The sequence below is a fragment of the Anaerococcus senegalensis JC48 genome (assembly GCF_000321005.1).
GTDB classification, from domain to species: domain Bacteria; phylum Bacillota; class Clostridia; order Tissierellales; family Peptoniphilaceae; genus Anaerococcus; species Anaerococcus senegalensis.
Genome location: NZ_HE578907.1, coordinates 1,038,845 through 1,052,183, shown reverse-complemented (window position 1 = coordinate 1,052,183; position 13,339 = coordinate 1,038,845). Strand labels below are relative to the sequence as shown.

The following is a 13,339-nucleotide window of genomic DNA, read 5'->3' as shown; positions in this document are numbered from 1 at the left end:
TTTAATTAAATTTTTCAAAATTATTTTCAATTAATTTTTCTATGACCTCTCCAACACCTGCCTTATTGTTTGATAAAGTTATATAATCAGCATGAGGTTTTAGGTAATCGTTGGCGTTTTCCATCGCCACAGAAAATCCAGCCATATCTAGCATGGGAATATCGTTCATTTCATTTCCTATTGCCATAATTTCATCAATTTCAAAACCAAGTTTCTCACTCATCAATTTTATGGCATTTCCCTTGTTTGCATTTTTGTTCATAACTTCAATTAAAACTGGGGCGGTTTTTGCATAATAATAATTTTCGTTTACATAGCTTGGCATATTGTCCATTACTTTTTCTATATTCCAAGGCCAGCCCATAATTAAAAATCTACCAAAATTTTTGTCTTGATCAAAATCATGGTAGGAGACTTTTTTTAGTTTTAACTTGGTTAAAAAAGAATCGACTCTTGTAAATAAATTTGGATTTTTGTGCCTTGTATAAAAACTATCATCATCCATGGCTGAAACTTGAACCTTAAATTTTTTTAAAGAATCATCGAGGGCGATTAAATCTTTTGGTTTTTGAAAAACTCCTGTAATTACTTCCTTAGTGTAGTTATCAAAAATGTAAGAACCATTTTGAGAAATTGAAAAATGTCCTTCATGTTCAAGATCTAGTTCTTTCACATAGGGGAGGATTCCAGAAAATGGCCTACCACTTACAAGGGCGATGTGACATCCTAATTTTTTTGCCTTTAATATCATTTTTTTGTTTTTTTCGGGTAGACGCCTTAAATCAGTTAGTAAGGTTCCGTCTATATCAATTGTAATTAGCTTAATCATAAGTAGATTATATCATATATTTTTTGATTTTATCATTTTTATTAAGGATATTTTTATGCTATAATTACTAGATGAGAAGGAGTTTGTATGAAGTTTAAAAGATTGTTAATTACTATATTAACTGTAGCTATAGTTTATTTTTCTTCAAATTTTTTTCTAAACAGATTAGAAAATAAAAAAAATATTTCAAATTACGGGAATGAAGCTGCAGATGAAAATAAATATCAAAAAGTTGACCATGAAATTTTAGTTTTGTTGGTTGGGGTTGATGTAAATGAAAATAATGAAAATCCAGATTTTACTAGAACTGATACTATAATGCTTTGTAAAATAAATGCAGAAACAGGAAAAGTTGATCTTTTGTCTATACCAAGAGATTCAAGAATTAAAGTTAGAGATGAATTTACAAAAGCAAATCATGCTCATGCATATGGTGGAATTGGTTTAACTTTGAAATCTTTGAGAGATTTCTTGGGAATAGATTTAGATTATTATGTTGAAGTAAATTATGATGCTTTGGTAGATATTGTAGATGCTATGGGTGGATTAAAATACAAGGTGCCTGAAGGAATTTCTATTGATCACGGTGATGTTCATATTAGACCAGGAATGAATGAAATGAATGGTATGGATGTTTTGTGGTATTTGAGAACAAGAAAAATCTATAATAATGGAGATCTTGGTAGAGTTAATGCACAACAAGAATTTTTGAAAACTATAGTTAATGAATTAGTAAAAAAATCTAAAGAAATTAATATGACTTCTTTGATTGAAACTTATTTTAAGGATGTAAAAACTAATGTTCCTTTTGGAACTATGGTTGATTTTGCAAATAATATGTCAAATTTTTCTTCTGATAAATTTAAAACTTATACAGTTCCAGGTGAAGCGAGTATGATAGATGGAGTTTCTTATTATATTCCTGATTATGAGGCTACTTGGGATATTGTAAATAAGGTATTTCCAAAATATAAGTTAAAGGGCTGGAGTAAAGAAGATAGTTATTATTGGGAATATGAATATTATAATTATTCTTATAAAAATTATGAGTCAAATGAAGATTATAATAAAATAGAAGAAAATAAAAATAATAATATAGATAATTATACTGATTATGATGAGGATAATAAAAGTATAGAAACTGAAGATAATGATGAGGTTGATTCTTTAGATAATAAAAATTATTTAAACAATGAAATAGAAAATTTTACACAAGATAATTAGTAGGTGATATTATGGATGAAAAAAGAAGAGCAAGAAAAGATGAGCATATTGAAAATTATCTTAGAAGTGAATTTAGGTCAAAAACTTTATTAAATAATGTTTATGTTGAACACAATGCTCTAAGTGATATAAATTTTAATGAAATTGATACATCTATAGAATTTATGGGGCAAAAAATTTCTATGCCAGTTATGGTAAATGCTATGACAGGGGGAACAGAAATTAGTGAGGATATAAACGAGGATTTATCAAACATTTGTAAAGATTTAAATATTCCTATGGCTGTAGGAAGCGAGTCCATCGCCTTAAAAGATATTAAGGCTAGAGAATCTTTTTCTCTTTTAAAAGAAAAAGATCAAGTTTTTAAAATAGGAAATTTAGGACTTGAAAATAGTATAGAAAATTTTGAATTTGCCAAAGATTTAATTGGAGCAAGAGCCATGCAAGCTCATTTAAATGTAGCTCAAGAATTGGTTATGGCTGAAGGAGAGAGAGATTTTTCAAATAATATCGAGAATTTAAAAAATATAAAAAACAATATTTCAGCACCCTTGATTGTAAAAGAAGTTGGTTTTGGAATGAGCAAAGAAGTTGGCAAAAAACTTTTAGATATAGGCATAAGATATATAGATGTTGCTGGAAAAGGTGGAACTAATTTTATAGAAATAGAAGATATGAGGATTTTTGACAAAGATTATTCAGAATTTTATTCTTGGGGCATACCTACAGCAAAATCAATTCTTGATTTAAGAAGTCTATCTGATGATTTTTTCTTAATTTCAAGTGGTGGAATTAGAAATGCAAGTGATGTTTGCAAATCAATAATAATTGGAGCAGATATGTGTGCGATTTCTGGGGAAGTTTTATCATTTCTATTAAGGGGTGATTATGATTATGCTCAAAAATATTTGGAAGAATTGCAAACTAAAATAAAGATATTTATGGCTCTAGTTGGCGTAAAAAATATAGAAGAGCTTAAAAAAGTTCCGTACAAAATAACTGGAAGGCTAAAAGAACTAATTAGCTAATTAAAGAAGGAGAGATCCTTCTTTTTTTATTATAAAAGTATGAAAAATATTTATTTATTTCTATAATAAAATAAACAACACCAGTAGGGGAAAATGAAATCTTATAAGAAAATTGTAATAGGACTTTTTATAGTCTTACTTGCCATTTTAGTCTTTTATTTTGGAAAAGTATTTTTTGGTTTTGATAAAAATCAGATTAAAAATTCAAATAGTAAAAATATAATATAAAGCGACAACAAAAATGGATCAAATTTTAATTCTAATAGTAATGATAAAACAAAATATGTAGAAAAAAGAATATCCATGAAAGAAAATTATCCAGAAGAAAGCCAAAAATTGGAATTTTCTGATAAGAAAAATTTCTTTACAATACCTGGAAGAAAAAATATTTGAGAAATATGGTGAAAAAATCATAGGAAAATGTGACATTTGGGGTGGTTATCAAATAAATATCCCAAATAAATACAAGAAAATTTTAGCAGAAAATCAAGGAAGGCATATAAAAGAAAATTCTGACGGAACCTATTATTTTGGATTATTTCATGTAAATATAGATGTTTCAGAAAATATTCCTAATTATTCCTACCAATATTTTCCAGAATATGGGGTTTTCACTTTTGCAAGAGATGATTATATGAAAGAAGAAAATGTAAGTTTTTTGACAAATAAGTATGAAGCAGTGATATAAGGTAAAAAATTATATGTAGATTCAAATTGGCTAGCTTGGTGGTTTGGTTTTGATTTGGATTATACAATTGATTCTAAAAATAAAATTTTAGAATATAAGAGGGAAGGTCACGATATTGGTCAAGAAGGAGTAGATTATATAAATATTCCAACACAAAATTACAATGATATTTATGAATTATTAGAAGATAATTTTTAAAAAATTAATTACTAAAAAGAGAGAATTTTCTTCTCTTTTTATTTTTTGGGTATAGATATAAAGAATATAATTTTTTTATAGAAAGGAGTATTATGTTAGCAGATATTTTATTAGCCCTATCTTTTAGTTTAGCTTTTATTAGTATAGTGGCTATATTTTTTACTGATAAGAAAATTTTATTTTCTATAATAGCTCTAGCTCTTTTTGCTTATTTTTATAAGGTGGGATTTGATAGGGGTCAGGCAGATTTGATAACTATTATTTGTTTTATTTCTGGTATCTTGTTACTAGTCATAGAGCTAATAACGCCAAGTTTTGGCATTTTAGGAAGCTTAGGATTAATTTTGACAATTTATTCTCTTATGGATTCTTTAAATAATTCTTTATTTGGAATAATTGTTTTGATGATAACAGCAGCATCTGTTTTTATAAGTATAACCCTTTTTATAAAATTAGGATTTTCTGCTAAGGTTTTTGAAAAATCAATTCTTACTAATGTTCAAACAAAGGAGAGAGGGTATAATTCTAAAAAAGATTATTCATTTCTTTTGGAAAAATCTGGAAAGACCCTTAGTATTTTAAGACCTACAGGAAGAATAGAAATTGATGAAAAAATTTACGACGCAAGAACTTATGGAGAATTTATCAAAAAAGATGTAGGTGTAAAAGTAGTAGAAATAAAAGATGGAAACATTTATGTTAAGGAGGATATATAATGCCAATAATTATTCCAGCTTTGATAGTAATTTTAGTAGTAGTATTTTTATCTTTAGTTCCAATTGGATTATGGATAACAGCAAGATCCTCAGGAGTTCCAGTTTCTATGGGATCTCTTGTTGCAATGAGATTTAGAAGAGTAAATCCTAGACATATTGTTTATGCCTTAATAAAATCTCACCAAGCAGGTATACAAATTGCAAGTTCTGATTTAGAAAGTCATTTTCTTTCAGGTGGAGATGTAAATCAAGTTGTAGATGCCTTGATTGCAGCTGAAAGGGCAAATATTGATTTGACCTTCCAACAAGCAGCAGCAATGAACCTTGCAGGAAGAAATGTTTTTGAAGCTGTACAAGTTTCTGTAAACCCAAAAGTAATAAATACTCCAACAATAGCAGCAGTTGCAAAAAACGGAATTGAAGTAAAAGTAATAGCAAAAGTTACTGTAAGAGCAAATATTGAAAGGCTTGTAGGAGGAGCAGGAGAGGAAACAATTATAGCAAGAGTTGGTGAAGGAATTGTTACAACAGTTGGTTCATCTCACACTCACGCAGAAGTTTTAGAAAATCCAGATAATATTTCCCAAACAGTTTTGGAAAAAGGACTTGATTCTGGAACAGCTTTTGAAATTTTATCAATCGATATTGCAGATGTAGATGTTGGACGAAATGTAGGGGCAGAATTACAAAGAGATCAAGCTGAGGCTGATAAAAATATTGCCCAAGCAAAAGCAGAAGAAAGACGTGCCCAAGCTATTGCTCTCGAACAAGAAAATAGGGCGAAAGTTGTAGATGCTCAATCAAAAGTTCCACTTGCAATTGCAAAAGCTCTAGAAAGTGGAAATCTTGGAGTATTAGATTATTATAATATGAAAAATATCAATGCTGATACTCAAATGAGAAATAAAATATCAGAAGCTGATAGTAGAGATGAATTTTAATGGCAAAAGATAAGCTAACAACAAAGTTTTATAAATTTATTTATAAACTTGATAAAGAAAATAATAAAGCAGAGGGAAAATATACTCCTGATTTTGATACTTGGCTAAAAGAATTAAATAACAATCAAAAAACTCGAAAAAAGACAAGAAAAAAGAAGATGGAATTCGGCGAGGCTATGTCCTCACTTGCAAAAAATAATAAAAAAAATAATAAAACTTTTGATAAGGCTTCTAAAAAAGTAGAAAGAAATAATAGACCTTCTTATAATAAAAAATCTGATAAAAAATTAGAAAGAAAATCTAAAGATATTTATTCAAAACAGATTGAAGATTATGATAAGGAAGTAAAAAAATTAAAACTAAATAAAAATGAACTTAAAAAAGCTATAATTTATTCAGAGATAATAGGAAAGCCAAAAGCTAAAAGATGAGATTTTCTCATCTTTTTTATTTACCCTAAAATGGTATAATATTCTCAAAGGAGTGATTAAAATTAAAGAGATTTTAGAAATAAATAATACCGATATAATTATGGGTTTATTCGGTAATTTTGATAAAAATAGAAAGTTTATTGAAAACAAATTTGATGTAAAAATAAAAACTGAAGATGGGAAAATAAGTGTAAAAGGTGAAGAAGTTAATCTAAAACTTGCCGTAAAGCTTATAGAAGAAGTAGTTGAAGTGATAAAAAAAGAAAAAAGCATTGATTTTCAAAAATTAAAATATTTTTCTGATATGCTTGTTTCTGAAAACAAGGAAGTGATAAAGTCATCCTTGGACCAAGTAATTGTTACAACTGCAAATGGTAAAGCTATTAAACCAAAAACTTTAGGACAAAAATCTTATGTTAGTATGATCAATAATAACGATGTGGTCTTTGGGATTGGACCTGCTGGAACAGGAAAAACTTATTTGGCAGTAGCTATGGCAATAAGAGCTTTTAAAAATAACGAAGTAAATAGAATTATTCTTACAAGACCTGCCGTTGAGGCTGGTGAAAGTTTAGGATTTTTGCCTGGAGATTTGCAAGATAAGGTTGATCCATATTTAAGACCACTTTATGATGCATTATTTGAAATTTTTGGTTTTGAAACTTATCAAAATTTAGTTGAAAAAGGAGCAATAGAAGTTGCACCTTTAGCTTATATGAGAGGAAGAACTCTTGATAACTCTTTTGTAATTTTAGATGAAGCACAAAATACAACTTTTGAGCAAATGAAGATGTTTTTGACAAGGCTTGGCTATGGATCAAAAGCTATTATCACTGGTGATATTACTCAAATAGATTTACCTCGTGGAAAAAATTCAGGTTTAAAATCTGCATCTAGGATTCTTAGAAATGTAAGAGGAATAGAATTTATGGAATTTAGTGGAGTCGATGTAGTAAGACATCCTTTAGTTCAAAGAATAATTGAAGCTTACGATAAGGCTGATAAGGAAAAAGAAAAAACAAGATGAAATTAATAATAAATAATGCTACTAATGAAGATATAAATATAAAAGATGATTTAGAAAAAGTTATAAAAGAAGTATTGTTAGTTGAAAAAGTTGACCAAGAAAAATGTGAAATTTCTCTATCTTTTGTAGATGAAGGAAAAATTAAAGAATTAAATAGAGAATTTAGAAATATTGATAAGGTAACTGATGTTTTATCTTTTCCAATAGAAGATTTTTTCAATGAAGATAGAAAAACTTTGTTAAAAAAACCCTATTTGATGCTTGGAGATGTAGTAATTTGTATTGATGTTGCAAGAAAACAAGCAGATGAATTGGGACACTCTTTTGAAAGAGAGATAATGTATTTAACCTGCCATTCAATTCTCCACCTTCTAGGATATGATCATATGGAAGAAGATGATAAAAAAATAATGAGATCTAAAGAAAAGCAAGTTATGAAAAATCTTGGGGTATTCAAATGAAAGATGAAAAACAATTAATTGAAGAAATAAAAGCTCAAGTTAAAAAAGAATTGAAAGATGAAAAAAGAAAAGAAGATCAAGCTCAAAAATATGTACCAAAGCAAAAAAGCCCTGGTGAAAAATTTGTAAAGGGATTTGATTATGCCTTTGAGGGCCTTGTTTTTGCAATAAATAATGAAAAAAATATGAAATTTCATGTTCTAACATCTATTCTTGTTTTATTTATTTCCTTATTTTTGAATGTTTCAAGAGTAGAAATGATGTTTTTGGTTTTTTCAATTGCCTTTGTAATTTCTTGTGAGCTTTTAAATACTTCGCTTGAACAAGCAGTAAATCTTGGTGGTGGAGGAAAAAAATCAAAAGAAGCAAAAGCTAGTAAAGACTTGTCGGCAGCAGCAACTTTTGTATCAGCTTTAAATACAATTTTTATTGCATACTTGGTATTTTTTGATAAGGTTGCAAATTTTTCTTCATCTGTTGTATTAAGAATTTCTAGAAGGCCATCTCATCTTGCACTCATAACCGTATCTATTGTAATTATTTCTACTATATTTTTTAAAGGAATTTTTTATAAAGGTCATGGAACAGCCTTTCATGGTGGTTTTGTATCAGGACACACAGCAATAGCTTTTTGTCTTGCAACAATAGGAGCTATGAGAGTTGATGAAGGATTTTTGATTTTTGTATTTTATGGACTTGCTATTATAGTAGCAGAAAGTAGGTTTGAAGCAAATATTCATTCACTACCAGAAATAATTAGGGGAGCAACATTGGGAACAGCAACAGCCTTATTAATATTTGGAGTATTTTCATGAGAAAAAAATTAGAAGAGTTGATAGAACTTGCTATAGAAAATAAAAAAAATTCTTACTCACCTTATTCGAAATTTAGGGTATCAAGTGTTGTACTAACAAAAAAAGGAAATATTTACAAGGGAGTAAATATAGAAAATGCAGCTTATTCAGTAACAATTTGTGCAGAAAGATCAGCCCTTAGTTCAGCAATAAGTGCAGGAGAAAAAGAAATTGATACAATAATAATAACAGGAGATAGCAAGATGACTTATCCTTGTGGAGTTTGTAGGCAATTTATGGCAGAATTTTTAGATACTGATTCAAAAATTGTAATTGCAAATTCAGTAGAAGATTATAAGATATATGGACTAAAAGATATTCTTCCATATAACTTTTCAAAAAAAGATTTGGAGGAAAAATGAAATCAGGATTTGTATCGGTAGTTGGAAGGGCAAATGTAGGGAAATCTACTTTGATGGAAAAAATTTTAGGAGAAAAAATTTCAATAATTTCTAATAAGCCCCAAACAACAAGAGATGAGATAAAAATAATTTATAATGACGAAGATTCACAAATTATTTTTCTAGATACTCCAGGTATTCAAACACCTAGAAATAAGCTTCAAGAACATCTTTTGGAAGTTTCAGAAGAAAGCCTTAAAGATTCAGATTTAGTAACATTTATAGTAGATAATTCTCTAACAATTGGAAGACTTGATAAGATGATTTTGGACTTGTTAGAAAAAATAAAAGTACCAAAAATTTTACTTATAAATAAATGTGATTTGTTAGAGGAAGATGAAATTGATCAAATAAAAAGAACTTATATAGGTCTAAATTTATTTGATTATATAATTCCAATATCAGCCTTAAATGATGAAAATATTGGAAAATATATACAAACAATTAAAGAAATTTTACCAGAAGGTCCCTTATATTATCCATCAGATATGATAACTGATAAGAATGAAAGATTTATTGTATCAGAAATAATTAGGGAGAAGGCTTTAAAAAATTTATCAAATGAAATTCCTCATGGAATTTTTGTAAGAATAGACCAATTCAAAAAAAGAGAAGATAAGAATTTATATGATATTTATGCAAGTATTATTGTAGAAAGACCAAGCCACAAAGAAATAGTAATAGGAAAAAACGGAAGAAAAATCAAAAAAATTGGAATGGATGCCAGATGCGAAATAGAAGTTTTCATGGACAGCAAGATAAATTTAAAACTATGGGTGAAAGTTGAAAAAGATTGGCGCAAAAAACAAAAATTGGTGAATAGGTTTGGTTACAAGTGATAATTCAAATGTAGAAGGATTTGTTTTAAGAGAATTTAACTACAAAGAATCAAGTAAAATCATAGAAGTTTTTACAAAAAGTATGGGGAAAATTTCTATAATAGCTAAAGGAGTTTTAAATAAAAAAAATTCTAATTTGTCATCAACTCAAAGATTTGTAAAATCATCCTACAATCTTTATAAATCTGGTGAGAAGTTTTTTGGAATAAAAGATGCGTCGTTAATCAAATCTTATTCGAAATCTAATAAAAATTTTGATATAATAGTATATAAATCGGCAATTTGTGATTTATTATTAAGAACAATTGATTTTGACCAAAAAGACTTTGTCTATAATTTATTAGATAAGACTTTTGATAGCTTTGAAAAAGCAAGTGAAAATTATTTAAATATTTTTCTTTGCTTTTTATTAAAGTACATATCTTTTTCAGGCTTTAAACCAAATTTAAAAGAATGTTCAATATGTGGAGAAAAGATTAATTCAAATAATTTATATTTTTCTATAGAAGATGGCGGTCTTGTTTGTAAATCTTGTAGAAGAAGTAATTATAAGATGATTTATCTTACAAAAGAAGAATATTTATTTTTATTAAAGTTATTATATACTCCAACAGATGAAGTAGAAAAAATAAAACTAAAAATAGAAAAGAAAAAGCTTTTGAATTTGATAATAGCCTATGTTTTAGATTGTTTAGAAATAAGAAAATTTAGCTCACTTGATTGGGTATTCAAATTAGTCAAATAATAGGAGAAAAAATGTATTTTGAAGATTTAATGCTAAAATTAATAGAATATTGGGAAGGACAAGGTGCATCTTTTATGCTTCCTTACGATTCAGAAAAAGGTGCAGGAACAATGAATCCTCACACTTTTTTAAGATCTTTGGGAAAAGAACCTTGGAAAGTTGTTTATGTAGAACCATCAAGAAGACCTGCTGATGGAAGATATGGAGAAAATCCAAATAGATTATACCAACACCATCAATTGCAAGTTTTATTAAAACCAACTCCAGAAAATATTCAAGATTTATATTTAAAAAGTTTAGAAGTAATTGGAATTGATCCAAAAGAACACGATATTAGATTTGTAGAAGATAACTGGCAATCACCAACTTTAGGAGCTTGGGGACTTGGTTGGGAAGTTTGGCTTGATGGAATGGAAATTACTCAATTTACTTATTTTCAACAAGTAGGTGGAATAAACTGCGAGCTTGAAAGTGGAGAAATAACCATGGGACTTGAAAGAGTTTGTATGTACTTACAAAATGTAGATAATGTTTTTGATATTCAGTGGTCTGAAAATTTAAAATATTCTGATGTTTTCAAATTACCTGAATACGAAAATTCAAAATATTCATTTGAAGATGCTGATAGCGAAGTTTTGGAAAAATTATTTGAAATTTATGAATCTGAAGCAAATAGATTAATTGATAAAAATCTTGTATATCCAGCATATGATAATGTATTAAAATCATCTCACACATTTAACACATTGGATGCAATGGGAGCAATTTCAGCATCAGAGAGAAGTCACTATATTAAAAGAGTAAGAGATATTTCTAGTAAAGTTGCAAAGGCATATATAGAAAAAAGAGAAGAACTAGAATATCCACTTTTAAGAAAGGATAAGTAATGAGCAAATATTTATTAGAAATAGGAGTTGAAGAATTTCCTTCAGCTTATATAAATTCGACAAAAAAACAACTTGAAGAAAAATTCAAAAAATTAATTGAAGAAAATAAATTAAGTTTGGAAGAAATAAAAGTAGAATCTACTCCAAGAAGATTTGCAATTTTGCTTGATGGACTTGAAGAAAATAAATCAGAAGAACTTATAAGTGTAAAAGGTCCTTCTAAAAAAATAGCTTATGATAATGAAGGAAATCCATCAAAAGCGCTTTTGGGATTTTTGAGAGGTCAAAAAGCAGAACTTTCTGATGTAATAATAAAAGATTTTAAAGGCGAAGAATATATTTATGTAGAAAAAAAAGAAGAAAGTCTTTCAATAAAAGAAGTTTTAGAAAAAAATGTATACGATCTTATAAAATCTTTAAATTTCCCAAGATCTATGAGATGGGGTGGAAAATCAATTAAATTTGCAAGACCTATTAGATATTTCTTATCTTTATTAGATGATGAGATTTTGAATTTTGATGCTGAAGGAATAAAAGTATCAAATATAACAAAAGGTCACAGAGTTTTAGGAAAAAGTGAAATTGTGGTTGATAAAATTGATAATTACCTAGATTTACTTAAAGAAAACTATGTTATATTATCATATAAAGAAAGAAGAGAAATAATCCTTAGAGGCCTTAATCGCTATGCAAAAGAAATTGGTGGTAAATTTTTAAAAGATGAAGACTTACTTGAAGAAGTTATAAATATAGTTGAATATCCAACAGTTTTGATGGGTGAGCTTGACCATGAATATTTAAAATTACCAAAAGAAGTAATAATTACTCCAATGAAAGATCACCAAAGATATTTCCCAATTGTAGACGATAATGAAAATCTAATGCCATATTTCTTGCTTGTAAGAAATGGTGATGATTTTGCAAAAGAAAATGTAATAAATGGAAATAAAAAAGTACTTACAGCAAGACTTGAAGATGCAAAATTCTTCTATGATATTGATAATAATAAAAAATTAGAAGAATATGTGGATCAACTAGATAGACTAACATTTTTTGAAGGTCTTGGATCAATGAAACAAAAAACCGAAAGATTAATTTCTCTTTCAAAAAATTATCTAGATGAATTTAAACTTGGAGAAGATGTATCAGATAATTTACTAAGAGCTGCTTATCTTTCAAAAGCAGACCTTGTTACAAAAATGGTTGTAGAATTTACAGAACTTCAAGGAACAATGGGAAGAATTTATGCTACAAATTCAGGCGAAAACAGCCAAGTTGCAAATGCAATAGAAGAAGCATACAAACCAAGAAGCTCAGAAGATTCACTTCCAAAATCAGTTGCAGGAATTGTCTTATCAATTGCTGATAAAATTGATACAATAACAGGACATTATATAATCGAAGATTATGTAACAGGAAGTCAAGATCCGTTTGGACTTAGAAGATCAGCAATTGGTGTAATAAATATTATAGCTGATAAAAAAATTGATGTAGACTTAAAAGATTTAGTAAAAGATGCCCTATTTGTTTATACTGAAAAAAATGAACTTTCATTTGATTATAATCAAACTTTAGAAAAAATAATAGAATTTTTTATTGATAGATTAAAAAATATGATGAATGATAAAGGGTATAGATACGATCTTGTAAATGCAGTATTAAATACTGGAGAATCAAATGTACTTTCAGTAATAGAAAAAGTTAAAGCTTTGGGTGAATTTGTTGAAAGAGATGATAGTGAAGATATTTTAAATTACTTTACAAGAATCAACAATTTTACAAAAGGCTTCGAATCAATTGATGTTAATGTAGAAAATCTTGACCAAGGTTTAGAAAAACAATATTTTGAAGAAATAGATAAGCTAGATATTGATAAATATCTAAGTCAAAAACTTTACAAAAAAGCTTTGGAAGAAATTGCATCAACAAGAGAAATTGGTAATGAGTATTTAGATAATACAATGATAATGGTTGATGATGAAGAAATAAAAAATAATAGATTAGCCCTATTAAATAAACTTGCTAAAAATATTTCGAGGATATTTAATATTAAAGATTTAGTTAAATAGG

General features: G+C 27.8%; 16 protein-coding genes. 15 read left to right on the top strand and 1 reads right to left on the bottom strand.

Annotated features, from left to right (window positions below):
* Position 1: 1 nt before the first annotated feature.
* Entirely contained in the window at positions 2-829 is an 828-nt protein-coding gene (locus ASHG_RS05195) for a Cof-type HAD-IIB family hydrolase (RefSeq protein ID WP_040397972.1), read from the bottom strand.
* Positions 830-916: 87 nt separating this feature from the next.
* Between ASHG_RS05195 and ASHG_RS05190 the strand changes: the two genes are divergently transcribed.
* The 15 genes from ASHG_RS05190 (at position 917) to glyS (ending at position 13,338) form a co-directional block, all read left to right on the top strand.
* Positions 917-2,053, top strand: coding sequence for an LCP family protein (locus ASHG_RS05190; RefSeq protein WP_040397971.1), 1,137 nt, complete (start codon positions 917-919; stop codon positions 2,051-2,053).
* Between the two features lie 11 nt (positions 2,054-2,064).
* Positions 2,065-3,081: a type 2 isopentenyl-diphosphate Delta-isomerase gene (gene fni / locus ASHG_RS05185; RefSeq protein ID WP_040397969.1), complete on the top strand. Its 1,017-nt coding sequence runs from the start codon at positions 2,065-2,067 to the stop codon at positions 3,079-3,081.
* A gap of 93 nt (positions 3,082-3,174) precedes the next feature.
* Positions 3,175-3,309, top strand: coding sequence for a hypothetical protein (locus tag ASHG_RS09475; RefSeq protein WP_262359297.1), 135 nt, complete (start codon positions 3,175-3,177; stop codon positions 3,307-3,309).
* 514 nt (positions 3,310-3,823) lie between these two features.
* A complete protein-coding gene (locus tag ASHG_RS09020) occupies positions 3,824-3,967 on the top strand; it encodes a hypothetical protein (protein ID WP_156981412.1) in 144 nt (47 codons plus the stop codon).
* 92 nt (positions 3,968-4,059) lie between these two features.
* Complete coding sequence (locus tag ASHG_RS05180) at positions 4,060-4,683, top strand: NfeD family protein (RefSeq protein WP_040397967.1); 624 nt, start codon at positions 4,060-4,062, stop codon at positions 4,681-4,683.
* The gene (gene floA, locus ASHG_RS05175) at positions 4,683-5,624 is read left to right on the top strand and encodes a flotillin-like protein FloA (protein ID WP_040397966.1); all 942 of its coding nucleotides are present in this window, start codon (positions 4,683-4,685) and stop codon (positions 5,622-5,624) included. The genes ASHG_RS05180 and floA overlap by 1 nt, the downstream gene beginning before the upstream one ends.
* Positions 5,624-6,055 (top strand): hypothetical protein, encoded by a 432-nt coding sequence (locus ASHG_RS05170; protein WP_040397965.1) that lies wholly within the window; start codon positions 5,624-5,626, stop codon positions 6,053-6,055. The genes floA and ASHG_RS05170 overlap by 1 nt, the downstream gene beginning before the upstream one ends.
* A 100-nt stretch (positions 6,056-6,155) precedes the next feature.
* Positions 6,156-7,082 (top strand): PhoH family protein, encoded by a 927-nt coding sequence (locus ASHG_RS05165; protein ID WP_040397964.1) that lies wholly within the window; start codon positions 6,156-6,158, stop codon positions 7,080-7,082.
* Complete coding sequence (gene ybeY / locus ASHG_RS05160) at positions 7,079-7,543, top strand: rRNA maturation RNase YbeY (protein ID WP_040397963.1); 465 nt, start codon at positions 7,079-7,081, stop codon at positions 7,541-7,543. The genes ASHG_RS05165 and ybeY overlap by 4 nt, the downstream gene beginning before the upstream one ends.
* Positions 7,540-8,358, top strand: a complete 819-nt coding sequence (locus ASHG_RS05155; RefSeq protein ID WP_040397961.1) for a diacylglycerol kinase — start codon at positions 7,540-7,542, stop codon at positions 8,356-8,358. Before ybeY ends, ASHG_RS05155 begins: the two co-directional genes overlap by 4 nt.
* Complete coding sequence (cdd, locus tag ASHG_RS05150; RefSeq protein WP_040397960.1) at positions 8,355-8,759, top strand: cytidine deaminase; 405 nt, start codon at positions 8,355-8,357, stop codon at positions 8,757-8,759. The genes ASHG_RS05155 and cdd overlap by 4 nt, the downstream gene beginning before the upstream one ends.
* Positions 8,756-9,637 (top strand): GTPase Era, encoded by an 882-nt coding sequence (gene era, locus ASHG_RS05145; RefSeq protein WP_040397957.1) that lies wholly within the window; start codon positions 8,756-8,758, stop codon positions 9,635-9,637. Before cdd ends, era begins: the two co-directional genes overlap by 4 nt.
* A complete protein-coding gene (gene recO / locus ASHG_RS05140; RefSeq protein ID WP_040397955.1) occupies positions 9,624-10,382 on the top strand; it encodes a DNA repair protein RecO in 759 nt (252 codons plus the stop codon). Before era ends, recO begins: the two co-directional genes overlap by 14 nt.
* A gap of 11 nt (positions 10,383-10,393) precedes the next feature.
* Positions 10,394-11,269, top strand: coding sequence for a glycine--tRNA ligase subunit alpha (gene glyQ / locus ASHG_RS05135; RefSeq protein WP_084689283.1), 876 nt, complete (start codon positions 10,394-10,396; stop codon positions 11,267-11,269).
* Complete coding sequence (gene glyS / locus ASHG_RS05130) at positions 11,269-13,338, top strand: glycine--tRNA ligase subunit beta (protein WP_040397954.1); 2,070 nt, start codon at positions 11,269-11,271, stop codon at positions 13,336-13,338. The genes glyQ and glyS overlap by 1 nt, the downstream gene beginning before the upstream one ends.
* Position 13,339 lies beyond the last annotated feature (1 nt).

Excerpts from the sequence above, each read along its gene's own strand:
- ASHG_RS05195 (WP_040397972.1), bottom strand. The coding sequence starts at position 829 with ATGATTAAGCTAATTACAATTGATATAGACGGAACCTTACTAACTGAT.
- ASHG_RS05190 (WP_040397971.1), top strand. The coding sequence starts at position 917 with ATGAAGTTTAAAAGATTGTTAATTACTATATTAACTGTAGCTATAGTT.
- fni (WP_040397969.1), top strand. The coding sequence starts at position 2,065 with ATGGATGAAAAAAGAAGAGCAAGAAAAGATGAGCATATTGAAAATTAT.
- ASHG_RS09475 (WP_262359297.1), top strand. The coding sequence starts at position 3,175 with ATGAAATCTTATAAGAAAATTGTAATAGGACTTTTTATAGTCTTACTT.
- ASHG_RS05180 (WP_040397967.1), top strand. The coding sequence starts at position 4,060 with ATGTTAGCAGATATTTTATTAGCCCTATCTTTTAGTTTAGCTTTTATT.
- floA (WP_040397966.1), top strand. The coding sequence starts at position 4,683 with ATGCCAATAATTATTCCAGCTTTGATAGTAATTTTAGTAGTAGTATTT.
- ASHG_RS05170 (WP_040397965.1), top strand. The coding sequence starts at position 5,624 with ATGGCAAAAGATAAGCTAACAACAAAGTTTTATAAATTTATTTATAAA.
- ASHG_RS05165 (WP_040397964.1), top strand. The coding sequence starts at position 6,156 with ATGGGTTTATTCGGTAATTTTGATAAAAATAGAAAGTTTATTGAAAAC.
- ybeY (WP_040397963.1), top strand. The coding sequence starts at position 7,079 with ATGAAATTAATAATAAATAATGCTACTAATGAAGATATAAATATAAAA.
- ASHG_RS05155 (WP_040397961.1), top strand. The coding sequence starts at position 7,540 with ATGAAAGATGAAAAACAATTAATTGAAGAAATAAAAGCTCAAGTTAAA.
- cdd (WP_040397960.1), top strand. The coding sequence starts at position 8,355 with ATGAGAAAAAAATTAGAAGAGTTGATAGAACTTGCTATAGAAAATAAA.
- era (WP_040397957.1), top strand. The coding sequence starts at position 8,756 with ATGAAATCAGGATTTGTATCGGTAGTTGGAAGGGCAAATGTAGGGAAA.
- glyQ (WP_084689283.1), top strand. The coding sequence starts at position 10,394 with ATGTATTTTGAAGATTTAATGCTAAAATTAATAGAATATTGGGAAGGA.
- glyS (WP_040397954.1), top strand. The coding sequence starts at position 11,269 with ATGAGCAAATATTTATTAGAAATAGGAGTTGAAGAATTTCCTTCAGCT.